The following is a 25,331-nucleotide window of genomic DNA, read 5'->3' as shown; positions in this document are numbered from 1 at the left end:
ACAATGTTAATAAAAGCTATACAAAGTCATGCTGTTTTGTAGCATCTCTCCCGAGCTTCTCCATATTTATTCAAAGACTGGCTGTTACATTAGCGCCATTGAGATTATTTTACTTTTGAGTCCATTTGGACATGGAGTTAGCCATGAAATTAAATGCCGTATTAATGAGTGCTGTGATTGCTGCAGGTTCAATGTTCACTGTATCAGCTCATGCAGACAGCACTGCACGTGTAGCAGCAGCGAGTGCCCTAGGCAGTGTTGCAGGTACTGCTTTAGGTAAAAATATGGGTGGTACTACGGGTGCAACCATTGGTGCAGCTTTAGGCGGTGCCGGTGGTGCAGCTGTCGCTAGCAACAAAAGAAACCGTACTGAATCTGCGATTGGGGGTGCTTTAGGCGGTGGTACGGGCTATGCAGTAGGTAAAAACATGGGTGGCACCAACGGTGGCTACATTGGTTCAGCTTTAGGTGCAGCGGGTGGCGCTGCATTAGGTAATAAAATTGCCAAAGACAAAGCGGCAGATAAGCGCGTATCAAAACGCTGGAAAAAACGTCGTTAATCAGTAACGCGCTATGAAGCAGCCTGAGGGCTGCTTTTTTAATATCTACTTCATGTAACTATGAACAGATTCAGCAGACTGTTTAACTCAAAATTACAATTTGAAATATTTATAGCACTTGAGCTTGCATCTTCATCCGCAACTTGTCTTTAAGCTTATGGCTATATATAAAGATAGTGATGCAGGAGTTCTGCAATGAAATTTCGTTCAATTTTAGTGGCTGGCGTCCTTGCAACTTCTACCCTTGGTGCCACAACCGTACAAGCAGCCAGCAACACACAAGTGGCTGCTACCTCTGCTTTAGGAAGTGTGTTAGGTGCTGCCGTAGGTCAACGTTTAGGTGGTGATACCGGTGCCATGATTGGTTCAGCTTTAGGTGGGGCTGGCGGTGCAGCGGCTAGTGCCGATCGTCGTGATCGCAATGCTGCTGCTATTGGTGGCGCCCTAGGCAGTGCTGGTGGTTATAGTGTAGGTAACAGCATGGGCGGTAATGGTGGTGGACTAATTGGTGCAGCCTTAGGTGGTGCAGGCGGTTCGATCTTAGGTCAAAAGGTCAATGAAGATCGCCGTTATGATAACGATGACGATCGTCGTTATCAGCAACGTGGCTACCGTTATAAGCATGCTGGCTACAACAATAATGGTCGTTATCACGGCCGCTAACTCAAACAAAGTTGTTCAGCACCCAATTGGGTGCTTTTTTATTTATCGAATATTTTCGATATACAAAAACATTCTTATATCGTATTATTTCGATATATAAAGATGATTGAGATTGTTATGCGTACTTTAGCCAATACTCGCTTTTCCATTTTAGAACTCGCTCCCGTGCGTGAAGGTCATCATATTCGAGATGCCCTCACCCATGCCTTAGCTTTAGCCCAGCATGCAGAAAAATTAGGCTTTGAACGTCTATGGATGGCTGAACATCATAATATGTCTGGTATTGCCAGTTCTGCGACCAGTGTTTTACTCGGCTACATCTTAGCAAATACTCATCACATCAAAGTGGGGTCTGGCGGCGTCATGTTACCCAACCATGCGCCATTAATTGTAGCTGAGCAATTTGGTACTTTAGCGACTTTATATCCAAATCGAGTAGAACTTGGCTTAGGTCGTGCGCCCGGCACAGATCCCACCACCATGCGTGCTTTACGTCGTGGTCGACAAGAAACAGAAGATCAATTTCCGCAAGATGTGCTCGAAATTTTGCACTACTTTAAAGACCCAGAACCCGGTCAGCGTATTGTCGCCACGCCAGGTCAAAGCACGCATGTGCCAGTTTGGTTACTCGGCTCAAGTTTATTTAGTGCTCAGCTTGCTGCGCGTTTAGGTCTACCCTATTCCTTTGCCTCGCACTTTGCCCCGCGTATGCTAGGTCAAGCCATTGAGCTCTACCGTGATAATTTCCAACCCTCTGAATATTTAACTCAGCCTTATGTATCGATTGGTGTACCCACAGTGATTGCTGAGACTGATGAACAAGCCCAGTATTTAGCAACTACGCCATATCAACGTATTTTACATATGTTTCGTGGCACACGCGGTCAATTACCCAAACCCGTGCCGAGTATGGAAGGTCTTTGGTCACCGATGGAAAAACGTTCAGTGGATGACTTTTATGCTTTAGCACAAATTGGTTCACCCGCCACAGTTAAAGCTGGCTTGGAAAACCTATTGGAAAAATATGCGGTTGATGAGTTTATTTTTACTTGTGACATCTACGATACTGAACAACGTTTAGCCAATTTTAGCTACTTAAGTGACATGAAATTGGTCTAATTGGTATTTATTGAAAACGCTGCACCATTTATTTTCGTGATAGTGGTGCTTTTTTTCATATTATTTTCGCTAAATTGATTAAAAACTAGACATTCAATTTAGGTCTTCGGGGCCTCTATAGCCATTATCACGCAACTAAATGACCTCACTATACTCATTTATTTATATTATTTTTCTATTAATCCCAAGTTAAAAGTGAGTATGCAGCCACCACCAAGTGGCTGCACAAAGTTTTATCCAATACGACGTTTTAGACCCGTCATTTGTAAAACACGAGTTGAAATTTCTTCAATCGACATTTCAGAGACATTTAAGTATTTAATCCCTTCTGAAATATAAATGCCTTCAATGGCACGCAATTCCATTTGACACTGACTAAAGCTCGCATAACGACTATTGGCTTTACGTTCACTACGAATCGCGACCAAACGGTCTGCATCAATCATTAAACCAAACAATTTGTGCTTATGTGGGCGCAAAACTGCAGGTAAACGGTTGTCATCTAAGTCTTCTTCCGTCAATGGATAGTTGGCTACACGAATACCAAACTGTAGTGATAAGTAGATTGACGTTGGGGTTTTGCCTGAACGTGACACGCCAATGAGGATTAAATCGGCTTTATCGTAGTGGCGGGTACGCGCACCATCATCATTATCTAAAGCAAAATGCACCGCATCAATACGCGCTTTATACGACTCTGAATCGGTTACAGCATGGGTTTGTCCGACTAAAGTTGTAGGTGAAGTGCCTAATTCTTCTGAAAGCTTGCTAATTAAGCCTTCAAATACGTCCAAATTAATCGCATTCGCTGTGTTGATAATATCGCGCACATAAGGATCAACCAATGTGTCAAATACCAGTGGTTTTTCTCCATCTAAATCAGCACGTTGGTTGATTTCAGCCACCACATTCATCGCTGCTTCTTCAGAGCTAATATACGGGATAATATGGATATCAAAATCCACATGTGGAAACTGCGCCAGTAGCGAGTGACCTAACGTTTCTGCCGTAATTGCAGTGCCATCTGAAATGAAAAACACACTGCGCTTAATCGGTTTCTCGTCTGACATCAAATTTTCTCCTTAAATATTTGTCTAAGTGCGCGATTATCTTTATAGTAAACCCATCTTACATGAGAGTCGCTTAGTAAAAATATAAAAACTAAGCTTTTTCATAAAATCATGCCGAGATACTGATTCATACTGCAAAAAGTGGAGTAACAACTTTGGAAGCGCGCGTAATTGGTCTGGAAAAATTAGGGAAACACGACGTTGAACTCGTGGGTGGTAAAAACTCATCTTTAGGCGAGATGATTAGCCATTTAGCTAACGCTGGTGTATCGGTACCAGGTGGCTTCGCAACAACCGCGCAAGCGTATCGTGAATTCCTCGAGCAAAGTGGCCTAAACGCTAAAATTAACGCTGAGCTGGCTGCATTAGACGTTGATGACGTGAATGCCCTTGCTGAAACAGGCGCTAAGATTCGTCAATGGATTGTAGAAACTCCGCTTACTGCAGGTTTAGAACAAGAAGTTCGCGCTGCATTTGCAGAACTTTCAAACGGCAACCCTGATATCGCGGTTGCCGTTCGTTCATCTGCGACAGCAGAAGACTTACCTGACGCATCATTTGCGGGTCAGCAAGAAACCTTCTTAAACATCCGTGGGATCGACAACGTATTGATCGCGATTAAAGAAGTATTCGCATCTTTATACAACGACCGCGCGATTTCTTACCGTGTACACCAAAACTTTGCCCATGACGTGGTTGCCTTATCTGCAGGCGTACAACGTATGGTTCGTTCTGAAACGGGTGCTGCGGGCGTGATGTTCACCCTAGATACAGAATCAGGCTTCCGTGACGCGGTATTTATTACTGCATCTTATGGTTTGGGTGAAATGGTCGTTCAAGGTGCAGTTAACCCTGACGAATTCTATATCTCTAAACCATTACTTAAAGCAGGTAAACACGCTGTTTTACGTCGTAACTTAGGTTCTAAACATCAAAAGATGATTTACGGCCAAGAAGCATCTGCAGGTAAATCTGTATCAATTGTTGAAGTTGAAAAAGCGGATCGTCAACAATTCGCGCTAAACGATCACGAATTACAAGAGCTTGCAAAACAAGCACTGATCATCGAAGACCATTACGGTGCGCCAATGGACATCGAATGGGCAAAAGACGGTGATGATGGTCAAATCTATATCGTTCAAGCACGTCCTGAAACCGTAAAAAGCCGTGAAAACGTGGGTACGATGGAACGTTACCTATTAAAACAAAAAGGTAATGTCCTGTGCGAAGGTCGTTCAATCGGTCAACGTATTGGTTCAGGTAAAGTTCGCATCGTAACGTCTATTAAAGAAATGGACAAAGTACAAGAAGGCGACGTACTTGTATCTGACATGACTGACCCAGATTGGGAACCAGTCATGAAACGTGCGGCTGCAATTGTGACGAACCGTGGTGGTCGTACTTGTCATGCTGCGATTATTGCGCGTGAACTTGGTGTGCCTGCAATTGTCGGTTGTGGTAATGCAACAGAACTTTTAACTGACGGTCAAGAAGTGACTGTATCATGTGCTGAAGGTGATACTGGTTTCATCTACGAAGGTTCTTTAGATTTCGAAATTCAAAAGAACTCAATCGAATCTATGCCTGCGCTTCCATTCAAAGTGATGATGAACGTGGGTAACCCTGACCGTGCTTTTGACTTTGCGCAAATTCCAAACGCAGGTATTGGTCTAGCACGTTTAGAATTCATCATTAACCGTATGATCGGTGTGCATCCAAAAGCATTACTTAACATTGACAGCCTTCCACGCGAAACACGTGCTGCTGTGATGGCACGTACTGCAGGTTATGCATCGCCTATCGAATTCTATGTTGAAAAACTAGTTGAAGGTATTTCTACTCTTGCGGCTGCATTCGCTGACAAACCAGTGATCGTGCGTATGTCTGACTTTAAGTCAAACGAATATGCAAACTTGATCGGTGGTAAGTTATACGAACCAGAAGAAGAAAACCCAATGCTTGGTTTCCGTGGTGCAAGCCGCTACGTGTCTGACAACTTCCGTGACTGCTTCGAATTAGAATGCCGCGCACTGAAAAAAGCACGTGAAGAAATGGGCTTAACCAACATTCAAATCATGATTCCTTTCGTACGTACTGTTGCTGAAGCGAAACGTGTGATTGAATTGTTAGCGCTTAACGGTCTTAAACGTGGCGAAAATGGTCTTAAAGTGATCATGATGTGTGAACTTCCAACGAACGCGTTGTTAGCTGAACAGTTCCTTGAACACTTCGATGGTTTCTCTATCGGTTCTAACGACTTAACTCAGTTAACGCTTGGTTTAGACCGTGACTCAGGTATCGTATCGCACCTATTTGATGAGCGTGATGCAGCAGTGAAAGTTTTACTTTCTATGGCCATCCAAGCATGTCGTAAAGCAGGTAAATACGTGGGTATCTGTGGTCAAGGCCCATCAGATCACCCTGACCTTGCAAAATGGCTCATGGAACAAGGCATTGACTCTGTTTCTTTAAACCCAGACTCAGTGCTTGAGACTTGGTTCTTCTTAGCTGAAGAAGAAAAAGCTCAACAAGCTTAACAATCTGTGTTAAAAAAAGACCCATTCATGGGTCTTTTTTTTATTTTCCGTTTTTGAGATTAAATCTTTATGCAAATATATTTGGCACGCAATAATCAACAAGCCGGTCCATATAGCTTAGAACAACTCAATCAGATGTTGGCCAGCCAGCAGGTCTTGCTCACCGATTTAGCTTGGCATCAGGGTTTAACTGAATGGAAAGCATTGGGTGATTTGACTCAAGGTCAATTGGTCTATCAACCTACAGGCTATACGGCATCTCCTGCCCAACCAAGTTTTGAGCCTAAAATTGAAGTACAGGCGAAAACCCAAACGCAAACTGAACTGGCATCCATCGGGCAAAGGGCTTTGGCTAAAGGTTTAGATCTACTGCTTTGGCTGCCTGCTGTGGCCATCCCATCATTTTTCTTGCAACCTGAGCAAATACAGCAGCTCAATACACTGCAAGAGAAAATGCAAAATGCCACCACTGCTGCACAAACCAATCAGCTTCAATCTGAGCTATTTGCACTGGTTCCAGATCAAGCTTGGTACATGATGTTGCTCTACATTGTGATTATGCTGATTATTCAAGCTGTGCTGATTAGCAAAACTGGCCAAAGTATTGGTAAACGTTTGGCCAAAATTCAGATTGTCGATCAAAATGATCACAGCCTTGTTAGCTTATGGCGTGGCTTTACCTTACGTAGCTTTGTGTTTATTTTCTTAAATTTATTGCTATTTCCGTTTATTACCTTCCTTGACTATGCCTTTGGCTTTGGTCAAAAACGTCAAACTTTGCACGATAAGTTAGCAAAAACCAAGGTAATTAAGAAGCAAAACCGATAACAAAACAAGAGGCGCATCGCGCCTCTTTTTAAATACAGAACCTTGATATTCCAATAAAATTATATGCCTCGCAATTTAAATCCGAGTAAAAAAATCAGTTTTTAATACAGTCATTTAAAGCACTTTTATGTATAGCTTAGTTTGTTGATATAGGGCATAATGCCTCAAACGTAGCGGTGTCTCATCATTGAGAGGATTTTTCACATCTGAAAAAAGGCTTTTCAATCATGCGACACTTATAATCGCTATCCCCATATTATTAGGGAATGGGACTCTTCACCGAGGTTGTAAAATGAGACAAACGACTTTAGCTGTATTGTCTTTATCCGCAATGGCTGCACTCTTAACAGGGTGTGGCGGTGATATGGTACTTCTAAACTCTAAAGGTCCAGTCGCAGCAGGTCAGTCTGACTTGATGATGAAAGCGATCTATTTAATGCTGTTAGTGGTGATTCCTTCAATCATCATGGCATTATGGTTTGGTTGGAAATATCGCGCGTCGAATAAAGATGCAGACTATAAACCTACATGGGCACACTCAACTACAATTGAGATTGTAGTATGGGGTATCCCTGTAATTATTATTGGTATTCTTGCGTACTTAACGTGGTGGGGTTCACACAAATATGACCCATACCGTCCGCTTGAATCTGATAAAGCACCAGTAACAGTTCAAGTTATTGCTGAACAGTTCAAATGGATCTTTATCTACCCAGAACAAGACATTGCGACAGTAAACGAATTACGCTTCCCGGAAAAAACACCGCTTAGCCTTCGTTTAACTTCTAACTTCACAATGAACTCGTTCTTTATCCCAGCATTATCTGGTCAGATTTATGCAATGGCGGGTATGCAGACGCATTTGAATATGTTAGCTAACGAACCAGGTGTATTCCGCGGTTTCTCTTCTAACTACTCAGGCTATGGCTTCTCACAAATGCGCTTTAAAGCTCATGCTGTGACAGATGCTCAGTTTGCTGAGTGGGTGTCGGCTGTTAAAACAGGTAACGGTACTTCTGTGAATCCTGAAGCAGTACAAAAAACTGTATTAGACCAAGCTGAATTTGCATCGTTACGTGATGGTAACCGTTCAGAGAAACAAATCGCTGCAATGGTTCGTAACGCGAAAACTGACTTAGAGAAGCAGCTTGCTGCAACAGCTGAAGCTGAAGGTGCATACAAAACTCAGCCTCATCCTGTGACTTACTATGCTTCAGTTGAGCCTAAATTGTTCGAATCTGTGATTAACAAGTACATGTCTAACTACCATGGTGCTGACCATTCAGCAGCAGATGTAGATGCTGTACCTGCACATGATGCTGTTGCTGCTGCAGAAATTGCTGCTGCGAATGCTGAACAACCTGCTTCTTCAGTTGTAGGGGAATAAGACATGAGCTTCTTAGGTAAGTTAAATGTAGACGCGATTCCGTACGATCCAATCGTACAGGTGACCGTTCTCATGATGATTTTAGGTGGTATCGCGGTATTTGCGGGTATCACTTATTTCAAAAAATGGGGCTACTTGTGGAACGAATGGTTCACATCAGTCGACCATAAAAAAATTGGTATTATGTACCTGTTCGTATCGATCATCATGTTATTACGTGGTTTCGCCGATGCGATCATGATGCGTCTTCAATTGTTCCTTGCAAAAGGTGGCGGTGAAGGCTATTTACACCCAGAACACTATGACCAGATCTTCACCGCACACGGTGTGATCATGATCTTCTTCGTGGCAATGGGTCTTGTAGTAGGTTTAATGAACATCTCTGTACCACTTCAAATTGGTGCACGTGACGTTGCCTTCCCATTATTAAACTCTTTAAGCTTCTGGTTATTTGCCGGCGCTGCGGGCTTAATGATGGTGTCTCTTGCTCTTGGTGAGTTCGCTGCAACAGGTTGGATGGCTTATCCACCGCTTTCAGGTATCGAATACTCTCCTGGCGTAGGTATGGACTACTACATCTGGGCACTTCAGATTTCTGGTCTTGGTACGCTTTTAACAGGTGTTAACTTCTTCGTTACCATCATCAAAATGCGTGCGCCTGGCATGAAGTTAATGGATATGCCGATTTTCACTTGGACATCTTTATGTACTTCTGTGTTAATCATTGCATCATTCCCTGTACTAACTGCAACTATTGCAATGCTTACTCTTGACCGTTACTTCGGTTTCCACTTCTTCACCAACGACATGGGTGGTAGCCCAATGTTGTATGTGAACTTGATTTGGACTTGGGGTCACCCAGAAGTATACATTCTGATTTTACCTGCATTTGGTATTTACTCAGAAGTGGTATCAACGTTCTCTCGTAAAACGTTGTTCGGTTACAAATCTATGGTGTATGCAACGATCGCGATTACTGTACTTGCGTTCGTAGTATGGTTACACCACTTCTTTACCATGGGTGCTGGTGCCAACGTTAACGCGTTCTTCGGTATCATGACCATGATTATTGCGATCCCAACAGGTGTGAAAATCTTCTCTTGGTTATTCACCATGTATAAGGGCCGCATTACATTTACAACACCAATGCTTTGGACACTTGGCTTCCTTGTGACTTTTGGTATCGGTGGTTTAACGGGCGTATTAATGGCGGTTCCACCAGCGGACTTCCTTGTTCACAACTCGTTATTCTTAATCGCTCACTTCCATAACGTAATTATTGGTGGTGTAGTGTTTGGTATGTTCGCAGGTATCATTTTCTACTGGCCAAAAATGTTTGGTTGGAGACTCAATGAGACTTGGGGTAAAGCTGCATTCTGGTTCTGGTTCTTCGGTTTCTACTTTGCATTCATGCCGTTATATATCCTTGGTTTCATGGGTATGACACGTCGTTTGAATACATATGACAACCCAGAGTGGGATCCGTACTTAGCCATTGCTTTATTCGGTTCTGTGCTTGTGCTTTTCGGTATTCTTTGCTTCATCATGCAAATCGTGGTTGGTTTCTTACAACGCAACCAACGTATCGACTACACAGGCGATGCATGGGATGGCCGTACTTTAGAATGGGCAACTTCATCTCCTGCTCCGTTCTATAACTTTGCTCATCTTCCTAAGATCAATGGTATTGATACTTTCTGGAATGACAAAGAAAATGGTATTGCTTATGCAAAACCAACCAAGTACGAAGACATCCATATGCCAACTAACCGTGCTGCGGGTATTGTCATCGCGTTAATTATTACCGTGATGGGCTTTGCGTTAATCTGGCACATTTGGTGGTTAGCTATCGCAACTTTCGTTGCTTCGATCATTGCCTTCATCGTTTCTTCTTTCACGAAGAAAGTGGACTACTATGTTCCTGCTGCTGAAGTTGAACGTATTGAAAACGAACGCTATGCGATCCTTGAAAAACACTTGAAGAAGGACTAAGACAATGGCTGACGTACTTCATCACGACAATCATGGACATGATGAGCATCATCACCACGATGATACTGACATCACTGTCTTTGGTTTCTGGACGTATTTGATGAGTGACCTTGTACTATTTGGTACACTCTTCATCGCGTTCGCTGTATTAAGTAGCCATATTCCTGTGGGTACACCAAGTGCAAAAGATTTATTCGAAAACTCTTTAGGTTTCGTATTAACTGAAACTTTTGCCTTACTTATCTCTTCTGTAACGTTTGGTTTTGCAGTGCTTGCTGCATACAAAAAAGACGTTGCAAAAGTGTTAACTTGGTTAGGTATCACATGGTTATTTGGTGCTATCTTCATCGGTATGGAACTGTATGAATTTAATCATTTAGTTCATGCTGGTCACGGTCCAAGCACAAGTGCGTTCTTATCTGCGTTCTTTACTTTAGTTGGTACGCACGGTATTCACGTAACTTCAGGTTTAGTTTGGATGTTAGTGTTAATGTATCAAATCAAGAAAAATGGTTTGACATTAATCAACTTACGTCGTTTAGCTTGCCTAAGCTTGTTCTGGCACTTCCTTGACATCGTTTGGATCTGTGTATTCAGCGTCGTTTACTTGATGGGAGTTCTATAATGAGTCACGATCATAACGCAGCTGGTGCTTCACACGGCAACGTCAAACAATACACGATTGGTTTCATCCTTTCTGTCATTCTTACCGTAATTCCTTTCGGTATGGTAATGGCAGGTATGCACCATGACAATCGTGGCATGGTTGTTGCTGTAATTGCGATTACTGCTGTTGCTCAGATTCTTGTACAATTAGTTTACTTCTTGCACATGAACTCTTCGTCTGAACAACGCTGGAACGTGATTGCATTCGTTTATACAATCCTATGTATCGCTGTATTACTCATCGGTTCTGTATGGATTATGAACTACTTACACTACAACATGATGATCTAAACTGGTTGTCATGCTGAAGAAGTATTTATTCCTGACAAAACCAGGGATTCTCTTTGGTAACTTCGTTACCACCTTGGGCGGCTACTTTGTAGCTGCTCAAGGTTCTGTAGATTTCCTTCTCCTGCTTCTTACCCTACTTGGCACAACTTTGGTTGTCGCTTCTGGATGTGTAGTCAATAACGTCATTGACCAAGACATCGATCAAAAAATGCAACGCACACAAAATCGTGCGATGGTAAAAAAATCCGTTTCTGTTCCTGTTGCCCTTGTTTACGCATTGGTGTTAGGTGCTTTGGGTTTTAGCATTTTATGGTTTTGGGTGAATGCATACGCTTTTCTCTTTGCCATGATTGGTTATGTGTTTTACGTGGGCTTTTATAGCTTATGGACCAAACGCACAACAATTCATCAAACTGTTGTTGGTAGTATCTCTGGAGCGAGTCCTCCGGTGATTGGTTATACCGCGATTGCCAATCAATTTGACTTAGCTGCTTTGCTGATTTTTTTAGGCTATGCACTTTGGCAAATGCCCCACTCTTGGGCGATTGCGATTTATCGTTTTGACGACTACAAAAATGCAGGTATTCCGATTCTGCCTGTGGCGCGTAGTATTTTACGCACCAAAATTGAATCCTTGATTTATGTGGTGTTATTTACCATCGCAATGAATGGCTTGTTTATCTATGGTTATGCCAATTGGATTTACGCGATCATTTTAAATGCCTTGTGTATCTACTGGCTGTATATTGCCATCCTTGGTTTTAAAGCTTCGGCTGAACAAGATGTGCTCTGGGCCAAACGCTTTTTCTTATTTTCAGTGATTTTAATTACTGTAGTAAGTTTGTGCTTTAGCTTTACATCTACAGCACCATCAATCAATACGGTATTCTTTTAAAAGATAGTTGCGTGCTATCTTTTAAAAGGTATCGCCCTCTCTGCTGATAAAAACAACAATCTATTTTTCTTATTGCGCTTCTCTTGTATTTTTCAATCAAACCCTCTAGAATTGCGGCTTCGCACAACTTAGGTTGTGACTCCTTGCCCCTAACAATTGCGTTAGCGGCTGTATAATCCGTAAGGAGCTGACAATGCGTCACTACGAAATCGTACTTTTAGTACATCCTGATCAAAGCGATCAAGTAGTGGGTATGGTAGAACGTTACCTAACTCACATCAAAGACGCTGAAGGTCAAATTCACCGTTTAGAAGATTGGGGCCGTCGTCAATTGGCTTACCCAATTAACAAAATTCACAAAGCGCATTACATTTTAATGAATGTTGAATGTAACCAAACTACGCTTGATGAATTAGAAGAATTGTTCCGTTACAACGATGCAATCCTTCGTAACCTTATCATCCGTCGTGAAAACGCAATCACTGAAGAGTCTTTATTGGCTAAGAGTGCTGAAGAAAAACGTGCGCGTAAAGCTCAACGTGAAGAAGCACAACAAGTTAACCAAGACTCTGCTGAAGCATAAGGAGAACACTAAATGGCACGTTTTTACCGTCGTCGCAAGTTCTGCCGCTTTACAGCTGAGAACGTTACGTACATCGACTACAAAGATATCGATACTTTAAAACAGTACATCACTGAAAACGGCAAGATTGTTCCTAGCCGTATTACAGGTACTAAAGCTCGTTACCAACGTCAATTAGCGCTTGCTATCAAACAAGCTCGCTACTTATCGTTGATCCCTTACACTGACAATCATAAGTGAGGTTGAGCTGTGGACATTATCTTATTACAACGCATTAAAAACCTAGGTAAACTAGGCGATAAAGTATCTGTTAAAGCTGGTTACGGCCGTAACTTCCTTATCCCACAAGGTAAGGCTGTTGCTGCAACTGAAGCTAACACTGCTGCTTTTGAAGCTCGTCGCGCTGAACTTGAAAAAGCTGAAGCTGACGTTTTAGCTGCTGCTCAAGCACGTGCTGACCAATTAAACGAAGTAAATATCGTAATCACTGCGAAAGCGGGTGATGAAGGTAAATTATTCGGTTCAATCGGTACTCGTGATATCGCTGACGCGTTAACGAATGCTGGTCTTACTGTAGACCGCGCTGAAGTTCGTTTACCAAACGGTGCGCTTCGCAATACTGGTGAATTCAACATCGCAATCCAATTGCACCATGATGTTGTTGCAGAAGTTCTTGTTACTATCGTAGCAGAGTAATTTCTCGCCAAAAAAAAGGGCATGCTTTGGCATGCTCTTTTTTTATCTGTAAAATTTGCAAATCCCCCGCTGTACCCAGCCATTTTTTGTTAATATCGGTCTTTGCCGTTTGTTTTGCACTAGCTTCTTATAGGGTTTTATATGTCTCAGGCGAATGCCACTGCGAGTTCTGAAAAAAAATCAGAACAACTCAAAGAGTTTCGCACTCCCCCACACAACCTTGCAATTGAGCAAGCTGTATTAGCTGCGCTCATGACTGTGGCTGAGTCCTTCGAACAAGTCGGTGACATCTTAGTTGAAGACGATTTTTATGCCACACGGCATAAATATATTTTTCGTGCAATTCATCAACTTGCCAAAGACAGCTCACCTTATGATGCCGTGTTGGTGAATGACTGGCTGATTAAACAAAATTTAATTGATGCTGTGGGCGGTGAAGAGTATTTAATGCAACTCATGGCAGAATCGCCGTCGAGTTTTTATAATTTAGAAACCTATGCCGGCAAAATTAAAGAATTTGCCACACTGCGCAATATGATTAAGGTCAGCACCGAAATTTTACAAAGTGCTTATGACACCAAAGGCCGCAGCGTTTCTGAAATTTTAGATTTAGCTGAAACCAATATTTTCTCAATTGCTGAACAACACAATAACAATGCTAAAGCACAAGGACCAAAGGCCATTACCTCTGTGGTGGCAGATGTCTTTGATAAACTCAATGAACTGTCACAAATGGATGGCAATATTACTGGCCTGACCACAGGTTTTGTTGAATTGGATAACAAAACCTCAGGCATGCAATCGGGTGACTTAATTATTGTTGCAGCCCGTCCATCGATGGGTAAAACCACTTTTGCTATGAACTTAGTGGAAAGCGTACTATTTAACTGTGATTTACCCGCGCTGGTATTCTCCATGGAGATGCCGGCTGACTCCATCGCTATGCGTTTAATTTCGTCTTATGGTAAGGTTCATCAAGGACATTTACGTGCCGGTAAACTTGATGGTGATGAATGGTCAAAAGTCACTGGTACCATTTTACAATTACAAGAAAAGAATCTATATATTGATGATTCCTCTGCGCTGCCCCCTACGGAATTACGTGCCCGCGCCCGTCGTATTGCCAAACAACATGGCGGTAAACTCGGCTGCATCATGGTCGATTACTTACAGCTCATGAAAGTGCCGGGTATGGGCGATAACCGTGTTGGTGAGATCTCGGAAATTTCTCGAAGTCTTAAAGCCTTAGCCAAGGAAATGATGTGCCCTGTGATTGCCTTATCACAGCTGAACCGATCACTGGAAAACCGTCCAAATAAACGCCCTGTGATGTCCGATTTACGTGAATCTGGTGCCATCGAACAAGATGCCGACTTGATTATGTTTATTTACCGTGATGAGGTTTACAATAAAGAATCCAAAGAAGCCGGAACAGCTGAAATTATTATTGGTAAACAGCGTAATGGTCCAATTGGTACAGTGCGTTTGGCGTTTGAAGGTCACTACACCCGTTTTAGTAACCTTTCACCAGAGTACTATAACCAATACAACGACGACGAATAATTTAATCACGAAGGAGTGACTTAAGGTGCGCCAAGCAACCGTCTATATTGACAGTCAAGCACTGCAATATAACCTAAACCGTGTCAAACAACTTGCCCCCAATGCCAAAGTGGTAAGTATGGTTAAAGCCAATGCCTACGGACATGGTGTAAAAGACTGCTTAGCAGCCTTAAGTGCAACTGACGCCTTTGGTGTCGCTTGCTTAGAAGAAGCCTTGGAAATTCGTAACTTAGGCTTTGAACAACCGATTACCTTAATTGAAGGTGTATTTAGTGCTGATGAAATGCAGATGGTGCTTGAACAAAATATTGAAGTGGTCGTGCATCATCAGCAACAAGTCGGTTGGTTACTTGAACACAAGGCTGCTTATATTGCTAAAGGCTTAAAAGTTTGGGTCAAGCTCAATAGCGGTATGAACCGTCTTGGCTTTAAAATTGCTGAGATCAAAGATGTTATCAATCGCTTAAAAGCCGAAGGTTTTACTTGTGTACTGGTAATGCACTTTGCCAATGCCGATGCCGATCATCCGTTAAATGATGAACAAATTCGTCAATTTTTAGACATTAAACATGACTGTGCCCCACTGTTAGCTTCATGCTGTAACTCTGCGGCCATTTATAAGTACCCAGAATTGCATTTTGACTATGTGCGTCCAGGCATTATGCTCTATGGCGCAAGCCCTTTTGCTGATCAAACTGTCCATGACCTTGACTTACAACCAGTGATGCAATTTACTGCTGAAGTGATTGCTTTAAATTCTATTCAAGCTGGTGAATCAGTGGGTTATGGTTCAACCTTTGTTGCCAGCCAAGCCATGGATTTAGCCATTGTTTCGATTGGTTATGGCGACGGTTATCCGCGTGCCTTTGTAATGCCTAATACAGTGGCGATAAATGGTACGCTGACACCTGTAGTCGGTCGTGTGGCGATGGATATGATTGCCATTGATGTCACAGGCTTAGATGTAGCTTTAGGTACGCAAGTAGAACTGTGGGGTAAACAGCGTTTAGTCGATGATGTCGCGACTGCCAATGGTACCATTGGTTATGAATTACTGTGTCGTTTAAGCAATCGACCACAGCGTAAATTAATTTAAGCATCTATAAAAAAAGAACCTGAAAGGTTCTTTTTTTATGCCACTAAATCAGGTGCTTCCAATTGATACAGTAGATGTAACAATTGGTTCAATTGGTTTGGATTTAACAGATGTGGATAAAATTGCGCATAACCATGTTGCTGGAAAAACTGCTTAACCTGATTGTGCCTTGCCACAAATTTCATTGACCAATGCTTAAAAATCGCTTGTTCAACCATGTCTGTAGCAATAATACGCAAATCCTGATGACGAGGATCACGTGTTAAACGTTGCAGGACTAGCTCAATGGCCTGGCTTTCCCCTTCTAAACATTGTAAAAAATAACCGTCAGCAAAATACAAAACACCTTGTACGTGATGTCTAGCATTAAAGTCGCGTGCTTCCGTTAAAATATCAGTTAAACATTGCAGCTGCTCGGGCAACTTAAACGTTGCTTGACTCACGTAACATAGTCTTTGCATAGGATTACTCTAAATAATCATGAGTTGGAGTGGGTAACTCATGTAAACCTTTTCTTAGGGTTTCTGACCATTGTTTACTAATGCCAGAAAAATATGGATCTTCTTCATAAATACGCTTGCCTACAGGAATATGCAAACTATTAATATTGTAAACTAAACAATCTAGTGGCAAACCTACAGATACATTAGAACGTAAAGTCGAATCAAACGAGATTAAACTGCAACGTAGTGCTTCATCTAAAGGCATGTCATAACTAAGCGCACGATCTAAAATTGGCTTACCATATTTACTCTCACCAATTTGAAAAAATGGCGTATCTTTGGTGGCACAAATAAAATTCCCTTGTGGGTAAATATTATAGAGCTGCATTTCTTGATCGCCAATTTGGCCACCAACCAATAAACTACAATAGTAGGTGCTTTGATCTTCAGGATCAGGCGCGACATTATGAATCACTTTTTTCACTAAACTACCCACCAGTTCAGCTGCCTCAAACAGCGTATTAACACTGTTTAAGTTGGGTTCTTGTTCAAGTGCTAACTGATTTTTTAAATGGCCAATTACCGCCTGTGTTGTGGCTAAATTCCCTGCAGCTTGTATGGCAATAAATCGCTCGCCCTCTATACCAAAAGTATAGAGCTTACGAAATACTGAAATATGATCGACACCGGCATTGGTTCGGGTATCGCTAATAAAAATAAGTCCTTGCTTTAAACGTAGCGCACAACAATAGGTCATACATCCTCCTCTGATGATTGATTAAATTAGCAGGCCAACACTTGTACAATTGAATGCATGCTCTCTACACCACCTTGTTGGCGTACACCACGCACCGGTGCCACATCCCAATAATCACGTCCAATCGCAACATAGATATGGGAAGATGGGGTAAAAATTTGATTACTAATATCAAAACTATACCAATGATTGTTTAAAAATACCTCAGCCCAAGCATGACTGGCAAGATGCGCTGAATTGGGCACATATAAATAACCCGATACATAACGTGCTGGCAGACCTAAAGCCTTGCACATGGCAATAAAGACATGACTATGGTCTTGGCACACGCCTTGACGATAGGCAAAGGCCTGTGGTGCCGATGTAGTCACTGAGGTCGTGGCGGGCAAATATGGCATATAATCTAAAACTGCCCCAGCCAAGTGAATTAACTGTTGCCGAGAAGGCTGTTTGACATAACGCTTGGCAAATTCCAGCATCTCTAAACTGCACTGTGTGGCGACCGTGGGTTGTAAAAATAAAGTCGGATGAAGATGATCAGCAGGCATGGCCTCAGTTTCAGGCTCAATCTCAATAATGCCTTGTGCCATAATTGACATTTGTTGGTAGCTAAAACGCTGTGAACTGGTAATCCAAATGTTGGCAAAGGCATCTTGTTTTATCTGTCGTTCACCCGGCACGCTCACATCCCAATATTGTACCTGTTGATGCCGATTAGAACCCGGTGACATACGAATATATTGGATGCTGCTTTGCACAACATCCGTATAGTAATAATGGGTTTGATGATTAATCATCAATTTCATACATCAACCTCAAACAGCTGTTGGATATGGTCGCTAAAGCGATAGAAGTTAATACTGTTGGGTAAAATTTGTAGTTGTAACCATGCGCCTTTGAGTTTGCTCCAGCCCATCGTGTTGAGTAAATCAATAATTTTTTCTAAATCATTCAGGGTATGTTGGGTGTCTTGTTGTAAACGTAATTGACGATCCAGTTGTTCGACGTTTTGTCCTAAAACAAAAAATAAGAAGATATCTTGTGATTCGGCCTCGAGAATATCATGACACTCACCCACTACATCACAGATATAATTCTTATTTTCACTTGCCGCTTTAATCAATTGATTTAACTCAGCATAACTTTTTGATGATAAAACGCCACGCAGGTCTTGAATATTATCTTTAGCACATTGGAATTGCTGAGCAAACGATGCCAATTGCTGTTCATCTTGCACTAAGCGATTTAAAGCTTCAGCATCTTGAGCATCTAATACAAAAGCCTCTGCATACTGTTTCGCTAGTGCGTCATCCTCAAAAGGAAATTGGCTACATAAATACTGTACACGGGTTAAATAACGGCCTAACCAAAAAATTTGCTGTGCATTACTGCTGAGTAAAATCATATATTCCCTCCTTATCATTGTTTTATTTTAAGAATGTAATGCGTCAACAACCCAAGTGTCTTTAATGCCACCACCTTGCGACGAGTTGACCACCAATGAACCAGGTTGCATGGCAACACGTGTTAGGCCACCTGGTACAATTTCAGTACGTAATGGCGAACTTAAAACAAATGGACGTAAATCAATATGACGTTCTGCCATGCCATGCTCAGCTAAGGTTGGACAGACCGAAAGCTCAAGGGTAGGCTGAGCAATATAAGCCTGCGGCGTTTCTAATAGTTTTTTACGGAAGCTGGCAATTTCTTGACCCGATGCCTGTGGACCAATCAACATACCATATCCGCCTGAACCCTGTGCTTCTTTGACAACCAGTTTTTCTAAGTTTTCAACCACATATTCTAAAGATTTTTGTTCACGGCATTGGTAAGTCGGCACATTCTTTAATATCGGTTGTTCATTTAAATAATATTCAATCATTTTATCCACATAAGGATAAATTGATTTGTCGTCAGCAACACCTGTGCCTGGCGCATTGGTAATCACCACATTTTGCGCTAAGTAGGCAGACATTAAACCCGCCACCCCTAAAGTACTGTCGGGTTTAAAGCACAATGGATCTAAATAGGCATCATCGACACGGCGGTAAATCACATCTACTTGTTGACGACCACGTATCGTACGTACATAAACTTTGTCATTTTCTACAAACAAATCACGCGCAGACACCAAAGGTACATCCATTTCACGTGCTAAGAACGAATGTTCATAATACGCGCTGTTAAAACGCCCCGGTGTTAACACCACAATAAATGGATGATCGACGTTGGCACTTTCAGCCAAAATCTGACGTAGTAGTTGTGGATATTGCTCAATTGATAAAATATTATTGCTTTGACATAGATCAGGTATAAGTTTCTGGCTGATTTTACGACTCTCTAACATATAAGAAACACCTGATGGGGTGCGTAGATTGTCTTCTAATACGTAAAATTCGCCCGCACGATCACGAATAATATCAATACCGCTAATTTGGCTATAAATTCCACCTTTAAGATGATGTCCTAACATCTGAGGTAAATAAGCTTCATGAGTCAGCACTTGCTGGGCTGGAACAATACCTGCTTTTAAGATTTCTTGGTCATGGTAGATATCATGTAAAAATAAATTCAGGGCTCGCACACGTTGCGCTGAACCTAGGGCGATTTTATTCCATTGTTGTTTAGCAATAACGCGTGGAATCACATCAAATGGAATAGTGCGCTCAATACCCGTGTCTTCACCATAAACTGTAAAGGTAATGCCCTCATATAAGAAATGTTGTTTGGCTGCTTCGTTGAGACCTTTAAGTTCAGTGAGGTCATGTTGTGATAACCAATGCTCAATTTTGGCAAAGGTTTCAGCAGACATGGTTTTGTCATCACGTAATTCATTAAAAAATTCAGACTTTAATTGTTGAAATAAATAATGTGCCTGTGCTGGTGTTCGTTTGGCTTCTTGTACCGTTTTAGGCTGTAAACTTTCTTTGCTCTTGGCAGGTGCTATTTCACCTTGTTTCGTCTCTTTTAACATGCCTACCCTCTCTTATGTATTTGTTATGTATTGTTTATATATGTAAGCAAAATCAATGCCATAGTTACAAATTGGCATGTAATCTATGTTAATAGATTGGCTATAGGCTTGCCAATGGTCTTTTACTCCAACTTATTTCAGGACAATTGTGATGTAGCTCATATTTTAAACAGCAAAAGCATTCATTTTTGCCAACAACAGGCTTTACAATGGGAAAGAAATTAAATTTGAGCATCATACATCTATGGCTGCAACTTCAGAAAAAGAAACCTCCAATAGCTTATATCGGCAATGGCAAATCTTGTCACGCTTATCTACAGGCAAATGGATGGGTACACGTGAACTGCAACAACAGTTACAACGTGAGGGCATTGAGACCAGTTTAAGGACCATTCAACGTGACTTAAACCAAATTGCACAACGCTTTCCAATTGAGAGTAATAAAACCGTGCCACAAGGTTGGCGCTGGTGTAGCGATGCACCAATTCAGAGCTTACCGCATATGACCAGTTCACAAGCAGTAACGTTCATGATGGTTGAGGAACATTTAAAACATTTACTTCCGCCGAGTTTAGTTGCAGAAATGAACCCCTGGTTTGATGCCGCCAGACGCAGCTTGCTCGAGCAAAATCATGTTAAACAATGGGTCAATCGTGTGCGTATTGTGCCTTCTAGCCAACCTTTGATCCCACCAACCGTGGATCAAGATGCACAGCAAGCCATTTATGAAGCCCTGCTACAAGATCGCCAATTAGAGTGTGTTTATCAAAGTCGTAGCCATACCAGTGGTGAAAAAAACTATACTTTAAATCCTTTGGCCTTGGTACAAAAAGGTGCTGTGATTTATTTAATCTGTACGCGGCATGACAAAACTGCCATTCAAACTTTTGCTTTGCACCGTTTTAGGTCAGCAAAAGTATTAGACAGTCGTACCGTGCACCAAAATGATTTTCACTTAGACCATTATATTGAATCAGGTGCTTTAGGTTTTCGTGTGGATTATCAAAAACCTACCGAAAACATTGAACTCAAACTGACCATGAATGCAAATTCAGTGCATTTTTTTGAGGAGAGTGCTTTAAGTCGCGATCAAGTGATTGAGAAGTTAACCGATAATTTATATCAGGTGCGTGCGACCGTACCGTTTACTTCACAATTGGTGTGGTGGTTAAGAGGCTTTGGACGAAAGATCTTACAGATTGAACCTGAGGCCGTGGCACATGCAGTTTACGAAACAGACAGCAAAGCATAAAAAAGAGTCCCAAGCTGCGGGACTCTATAATTGATAACTTATATTTTTATGATTGCTTTTTTTGAGTTTTTTTCTTTGACTTAAGCAAAGCGTGTGCCAAATCCCCCTACGCTTTGCCAAGCCGCTGTTGACCCTTAACACATTGAGCAACCACATGCGATTTCTGCACGGTTATAACGGATCGTCTTTTTAGTCATTGTTTTGATCTCCTTATTAAGCGGGTCAATACAGCATAGATGCTGATCTATCCGCTGCAAAACAATGATTTTTGCTAAACTTTGCAGAAAATAGCTTAAACCTCATGCATAAAAATAGGCAGCCTTAGCCACCTATTGCAACAGCAGTCTATGTGCTATTGATCATGATGCTTGGCTTTATAGCGCGATAATGCAGTCACTGCGACAGCTGAAACCACGACAGCAGGAAGACTGGCCATGAGGATGCCTGTTGTGCCTAAACCCAATGCTAAAATCTTTCCGGTCAGTAGTGGCCCAGTCATGGCACCTAGACGACCCAAAGAAATCGCACTGCCCACTCCTGTGACTTTTCCTAAACCTGAATAAAAGATGGGTGAGATTCCATACAGAATCGACTGACCACCCGTTGAAAAGATGCCGCCCATCACACCTGCTAGAATAAGGAGTGGAATTGAAGTTGTGGTAAACAATAAGGAAAGCGCCACAAATAAACCGCTATAGATAATCACAGCCATTTGCCATAATTTAAGACGGTCAAGTAGATAACCCAGCCCTAAAGTACCAACCACTGCACCGACTTGGAACACCAGCATAACTAAAAAGGCTTGTTGTTTTTCTAAACCTTGCTGCATAAGTAAGTTAGGCAACCAACTAATTAAAATATAGTTAATCATTAAGGTAAAGAAGAAACCTACCCAGAGCGGTAAAGTATGCTTGTATTGTTGCTGTTTAAATAAAACTTGCGCCATGCCCGGCACAGCTTCTGTGCTTACTTGCTTTTCTACACGTGGTTTATCTTTTAAAATCATTGCCATAAACGGAATCAGCAACAACGGCGTTAAACCACCAATTAAAAACAGCGTCTGCCATTGAATATCAGTGATTAGCATAGCGAGACCTGCCACAAAGATCGCGCCTACAGGTAAACCACAATACATTAAGCTGTTCAACTTACCGCGGTTGGCCTCAGTGGCTTCATCCCCAACCACCGAAATCATGGTTGGCATGGCTGCACCTAAACCCAGACCAGTCAAAAAACGTGCCACATATAAAATCTCTACATTAGGCGCAATTGCAGTTAAAGACATAAACACGCCAAAAATGGCAATCGAGAGCATCAGGACTTTCTTTTGACCTAAAAAATCTGCAACACGCCCACCAAAGAAGGCGCCAAACAGCATACCAAACACCCCTAAACTAAACACATAGCCCATTTGAACTTGATCTAAGCCAAAACTTGCGGCAATACCTTGTGCTGCAATACCGGGGGCTTGCAAGTCGAAGCCCTCAAAAAAGGCCACCCAAAAGCATAGAAATACGGTTAATATTTTTTGGGTTTTAGTGCTATATGCCATGGCGAACCTCAGTTATTCACAGTGCATTTATATGTGGGCAGTATTTTGAAGTGCCTTGATCTGAATACCTAGCAAGACAATAGTCGCAGCATTCAGCGCTAAAATAACACTGATCTCATTTATTTATACACAAAAGTTTCACTATCAATACTTTTTAAGTCTTAATATTTATTTTAATGATTTAAAAACATATACTTATAAATATGAAAGTTCTTAACTATCATGCCATCATTAAAAATAATAGCGTATAAAAAAGCCCGCACTTGGCGGGCTTTTAAGCTTTATATTTTCGGATCTATTAAGCAGATTTTTTCGCTTGGTTATTTTTACGAATCGTAATCATCACCAATTGTACTGCCGCAGGTGTTACACCTGGAATACGACCTGCTTGCGCCAGTGTTTCAGGGCGTACATCTTTTAATTTTAAGGTAATTTCACGAGATAAACCTGAAACCATATCATAATCAAAATCGGCAGGAATTTTGGTTTCTTCCAGACGCTTCATTTGCGCTACATCTTCTTGCTGACGGTTGATATAACCCGCATATTTCACTGCAATTTCAATTTGCTCACCGACAAATGCAGACACTTCAGAACCTGTAATTTCAGCAATTTGTGAGAAATTGATATTTGGACGTTTTAACAAATCAATCGCATTGGTTTCTTTAGATAAATCGTCACCTGTTAATGCTACAAACTTTTTACCTAACGCATTGTTTGGTGCAGCCCAGAGATGTTGTAAGCGACCTTTTTCAGTCTCAATCGCTTCCATTTTGGCGCAATATGCATCCCAACGTGTGTCATCGACTAAGCCCATTTCACGGCCAATCGCCGTTAAACGTTGATCCGCGTTGTCTTCACGCAGCATTAAGCGGTATTCGGCACGTGAGGTAAACATACGGTACGGTTCTTTGGTACCTAAAGTAATTAAGTCATCCACCAATACACCCATATAGGCTTCGTCACGTTTTGGTGTCCATTGTTCTTGATCCCATGCACGGCGTGCTGCGTTTAGACCAGCCAGTAAACCTTGTGCACCAGCTTCTTCATAACCCGTTGTACCGTTAATTTGACCAGCAAAGTACAAGTTATTAATGGCTTTGGTTTCAAGTGAGAATTTAAGTGCTTGTGGGTTAAAGTAATCGTATTCGATTGCATAACCCGGACGCAGAATGTGCGCGTTTTCCATACCACGGATTGAGCGTACCAATTCAAACTGTACGTCAAATGGCAATGATGTTGAAATACCATTTGGATAAAGTTCGTGTGTATCTAGACCTTCAGGCTCCAAAAACACTTGATGTGAGTCTTTATCAGCAAATTTATGGATTTTATCTTCAATCGATGGACAGTAACGTGGGCCTACACCTTCAATTACACCCGTATACATCGGTGAACGATCTAAACCGCCACGGATAATGTCATGAGTTTTTTCATTGGTGTGGGTGATATAACAGTTCACTTGCTCAGGATGCATTGATGCATCCCCCATAAATGACATAGTTGGCGATGGGAAATCACCCGGCTGTGCAGTCATCACCGAGAAATCAACTGAACGTGCATCAATACGTGGCGGTGTACCTGTTTTTAAGCGACCCACAGGTAAGTTTAATTCACGTAAGCGCGCAGCCAATGAAATTGAAGGTGGATCACCCGCACGGCCACCAGAGGCATTGTTGAGACCAATGTGGATCACACCGCCCAAGAATGTACCTGTAGTCAGTACCACTGTTTTGGCATCAAAGCGTACGCCCATTTGGGTCACTACGCCTTTTACAGTATCACCTTCAACAATTAAGTCATCGGCCGCTTGTTGGAAAATATCCAAATTGGCTTGGTTTTCTAATGTTTCACGAATGGCAGCTTTAAAGCGTACACGGTCTGCTTGGGCACGTGTAGCACGTACTGCTGCACCTTTACGTGAGTTTAAAATACGGAATTGGATACCGCCTTTATCAGCAGCCAATGCCATCGCACCGCCTAAGGCATCAATTTCACGTACCAAATGTGATTTACCAATACCACCAATGGCTGGGTTACAGCTCATCTGCCCTAGAGTCTCAATGTTATGAGTTAAGAGCAACGTCTGGCGTCCCATACGCGCGGCAGCAAGCGCGGCTTCAGTACCTGCGTGACCGCCACCGATAACAATGACATCATAAACTTTAGGATAGTGCATAGTGGTATTAGAGAGATTGAAAAAGAAGACCGCAGATTATAGCAAAAAATTGCCTATAAGTTGACATCTTGGCAGATTTTCTTTAGCAAAAAAAAACCATGCTGGTTTAGATTAAAAAGTTCTATTTATTGGCTATTTAGTTTAAGGTTGCAACTTAGTTTTACAAAAAATTAGCATCTGTGTTTGTATTCTTTACGCTATTTTTTATGCTAACAACTATATCCATAG

24 protein-coding genes are annotated in these 25,331 nt (G+C 41.8%); 16 read left to right on the top strand and 8 right to left on the bottom strand.

All coding sequences use genetic code 11. The features are described 5' to 3' along the window. Nucleotides 1-143 precede the first annotated feature (143 nt). From AC5YCD_RS05390 to AC5YCD_RS05380, 3 genes are all read left to right on the top strand, one after another. The gene (locus AC5YCD_RS05390; protein ID WP_496129044.1) at nucleotides 144-560 is read left to right on the top strand and encodes a glycine zipper domain-containing protein; all 417 of its coding nucleotides are present in this window, start codon (nucleotides 144-146) and stop codon (nucleotides 558-560) included. A 195-nt stretch (nucleotides 561-755) separates the two neighbouring features. Then, nucleotides 756-1,223 carry a hypothetical protein gene (locus AC5YCD_RS05385; RefSeq protein ID WP_496129043.1) on the top strand — a complete coding sequence of 156 codons (468 nt, stop codon included), beginning with the start codon at nucleotides 756-758 and terminating at the stop codon, nucleotides 1,221-1,223. A 117-nt stretch (nucleotides 1,224-1,340) separates the two neighbouring features. Further along, nucleotides 1,341-2,342 carry an LLM class flavin-dependent oxidoreductase gene (locus AC5YCD_RS05380; RefSeq protein ID WP_496129207.1) on the top strand — a complete coding sequence of 334 codons (1,002 nt, stop codon included), beginning with the start codon at nucleotides 1,341-1,343 and terminating at the stop codon, nucleotides 2,340-2,342. A gap of 233 nt (nucleotides 2,343-2,575) precedes the next feature. Here the strand turns inward: AC5YCD_RS05380 and ppsR are convergent, their stop codons facing one another. Further along, on the bottom strand, nucleotides 2,576-3,412 hold the full coding sequence (ppsR, locus tag AC5YCD_RS05375; protein WP_496129042.1) for a posphoenolpyruvate synthetase regulatory kinase/phosphorylase PpsR: 837 nt from the start codon (nucleotides 3,410-3,412) through the stop codon (nucleotides 2,576-2,578). 155 nt (nucleotides 3,413-3,567) lie between these two features. On the opposite strand from ppsR, the gene ppsA reads away from it, so the two are divergent. The 12 genes from ppsA (at nucleotide 3,568) to alr (ending at nucleotide 15,946) form a co-directional block, all read left to right on the top strand. Next, complete coding sequence (gene ppsA, locus AC5YCD_RS05370; RefSeq protein WP_496129041.1) at nucleotides 3,568-5,949, top strand: phosphoenolpyruvate synthase; 2,382 nt, start codon at nucleotides 3,568-3,570, stop codon at nucleotides 5,947-5,949. 69 nt (nucleotides 5,950-6,018) lie between these two features. Further along, nucleotides 6,019-6,777, top strand: a complete 759-nt coding sequence (locus tag AC5YCD_RS05365) for an RDD family protein (RefSeq protein ID WP_496129040.1) — start codon at nucleotides 6,019-6,021, stop codon at nucleotides 6,775-6,777. 292 nt (nucleotides 6,778-7,069) lie between these two features. Beyond that, nucleotides 7,070-8,164 (top strand): ubiquinol oxidase subunit II, encoded by a 1,095-nt coding sequence (gene cyoA / locus AC5YCD_RS05360; protein ID WP_496129039.1) that lies wholly within the window; start codon nucleotides 7,070-7,072, stop codon nucleotides 8,162-8,164. A gap of 3 nt (nucleotides 8,165-8,167) precedes the next feature. Further along, nucleotides 8,168-10,156, top strand: a complete 1,989-nt coding sequence (gene cyoB / locus AC5YCD_RS05355) for a cytochrome o ubiquinol oxidase subunit I (protein ID WP_496129038.1) — start codon at nucleotides 8,168-8,170, stop codon at nucleotides 10,154-10,156. Between the two features lie 4 nt (nucleotides 10,157-10,160). Then, a complete protein-coding gene (gene cyoC, locus AC5YCD_RS05350) occupies nucleotides 10,161-10,781 on the top strand; it encodes a cytochrome o ubiquinol oxidase subunit III (RefSeq protein WP_122898055.1) in 621 nt (206 codons plus the stop codon). Continuing rightward, nucleotides 10,778-11,113 carry a cytochrome o ubiquinol oxidase subunit IV gene (cyoD, locus tag AC5YCD_RS05345; RefSeq protein WP_122898146.1) on the top strand — a complete coding sequence of 112 codons (336 nt, stop codon included), beginning with the start codon at nucleotides 10,778-10,780 and terminating at the stop codon, nucleotides 11,111-11,113. Before cyoC ends, cyoD begins: the two co-directional genes overlap by 4 nt. A 10-nt stretch (nucleotides 11,114-11,123) precedes the next feature. Then, nucleotides 11,124-12,008 carry a heme o synthase gene (gene cyoE, locus AC5YCD_RS05340; RefSeq protein ID WP_496129036.1) on the top strand — a complete coding sequence of 295 codons (885 nt, stop codon included), beginning with the start codon at nucleotides 11,124-11,126 and terminating at the stop codon, nucleotides 12,006-12,008. A gap of 193 nt (nucleotides 12,009-12,201) precedes the next feature. Continuing rightward, nucleotides 12,202-12,591 (top strand): 30S ribosomal protein S6, encoded by a 390-nt coding sequence (gene rpsF / locus AC5YCD_RS05335; RefSeq protein WP_122898059.1) that lies wholly within the window; start codon nucleotides 12,202-12,204, stop codon nucleotides 12,589-12,591. A gap of 12 nt (nucleotides 12,592-12,603) precedes the next feature. Continuing rightward, the gene (gene rpsR / locus AC5YCD_RS05330; RefSeq protein WP_004278792.1) at nucleotides 12,604-12,831 is read left to right on the top strand and encodes a 30S ribosomal protein S18; all 228 of its coding nucleotides are present in this window, start codon (nucleotides 12,604-12,606) and stop codon (nucleotides 12,829-12,831) included. Nucleotides 12,832-12,840: 9 nt separating this feature from the next. Further along, nucleotides 12,841-13,287, top strand: a complete 447-nt coding sequence (gene rplI, locus AC5YCD_RS05325; protein ID WP_122898061.1) for a 50S ribosomal protein L9 — start codon at nucleotides 12,841-12,843, stop codon at nucleotides 13,285-13,287. A 141-nt stretch (nucleotides 13,288-13,428) separates the two neighbouring features. After that, nucleotides 13,429-14,850, top strand: a complete 1,422-nt coding sequence (dnaB, locus tag AC5YCD_RS05320; RefSeq protein ID WP_496129034.1) for a replicative DNA helicase — start codon at nucleotides 13,429-13,431, stop codon at nucleotides 14,848-14,850. 25 nt (nucleotides 14,851-14,875) lie between these two features. Then, nucleotides 14,876-15,946: an alanine racemase gene (gene alr / locus AC5YCD_RS05315; protein ID WP_496129033.1), complete on the top strand. Its 1,071-nt coding sequence runs from the start codon at nucleotides 14,876-14,878 to the stop codon at nucleotides 15,944-15,946. Nucleotides 15,947-15,981: 35 nt separating this feature from the next. Here alr and AC5YCD_RS05310 read toward each other — a convergent pair whose 3' ends face one another. From AC5YCD_RS05310 to AC5YCD_RS05290, 5 genes are read right to left on the bottom strand one after another with little or no spacing between them, the layout of a single operon-like run. Further along, nucleotides 15,982-16,407, bottom strand: a complete 426-nt coding sequence (locus tag AC5YCD_RS05310; RefSeq protein WP_496129032.1) for a BLUF domain-containing protein — start codon at nucleotides 16,405-16,407, stop codon at nucleotides 15,982-15,984. A 4-nt stretch (nucleotides 16,408-16,411) separates the two neighbouring features. Continuing rightward, nucleotides 16,412-17,146: a proteasome-type protease gene (locus AC5YCD_RS05305; protein ID WP_496129031.1), complete on the bottom strand. Its 735-nt coding sequence runs from the start codon at nucleotides 17,144-17,146 to the stop codon at nucleotides 16,412-16,414. A gap of 26 nt (nucleotides 17,147-17,172) precedes the next feature. Then, on the bottom strand, nucleotides 17,173-17,952 hold the full coding sequence (locus AC5YCD_RS05300) for a transglutaminase family protein (protein WP_496129030.1): 780 nt from the start codon (nucleotides 17,950-17,952) through the stop codon (nucleotides 17,173-17,175). Further along, nucleotides 17,949-18,551 (bottom strand): alpha-E domain-containing protein, encoded by a 603-nt coding sequence (locus AC5YCD_RS05295; RefSeq protein WP_496129028.1) that lies wholly within the window; start codon nucleotides 18,549-18,551, stop codon nucleotides 17,949-17,951. The genes AC5YCD_RS05300 and AC5YCD_RS05295 overlap by 4 nt, the downstream gene beginning before the upstream one ends. Before the next feature lie 27 nt (nucleotides 18,552-18,578). Further along, a complete protein-coding gene (locus AC5YCD_RS05290; protein ID WP_496129027.1) occupies nucleotides 18,579-20,120 on the bottom strand; it encodes a circularly permuted type 2 ATP-grasp protein in 1,542 nt (513 codons plus the stop codon). Nucleotides 20,121-20,364: 244 nt separating this feature from the next. Between AC5YCD_RS05290 and AC5YCD_RS05285 the strand changes: the two genes are divergently transcribed. After that, entirely contained in the window at nucleotides 20,365-21,372 is a 1,008-nt protein-coding gene (locus AC5YCD_RS05285) for a helix-turn-helix transcriptional regulator (protein ID WP_496129026.1), read from the top strand. A 352-nt stretch (nucleotides 21,373-21,724) separates the two neighbouring features. On the opposite strand, the gene mhpT is transcribed toward AC5YCD_RS05285, so the two are convergent. Both mhpT and mnmG read right to left on the bottom strand, forming a co-directional pair. Then, nucleotides 21,725-22,924 (bottom strand): 3-(3-hydroxy-phenyl)propionate transporter MhpT, encoded by a 1,200-nt coding sequence (gene mhpT, locus AC5YCD_RS05280; protein WP_496129025.1) that lies wholly within the window; start codon nucleotides 22,922-22,924, stop codon nucleotides 21,725-21,727. A gap of 298 nt (nucleotides 22,925-23,222) precedes the next feature. Continuing rightward, nucleotides 23,223-25,103: a tRNA uridine-5-carboxymethylaminomethyl(34) synthesis enzyme MnmG gene (gene mnmG / locus AC5YCD_RS05275; RefSeq protein WP_496129023.1), complete on the bottom strand. Its 1,881-nt coding sequence runs from the start codon at nucleotides 25,101-25,103 to the stop codon at nucleotides 23,223-23,225. Between the last annotated feature and the right edge of the window lie 228 nt (nucleotides 25,104-25,331).

This window comes from Acinetobacter sp. CY05, from assembly GCF_059515805.1.
The sequence above is the reverse complement of the archived record's forward strand: the minus strand, read 5'-3'. Positions and strand labels throughout refer to the sequence as shown.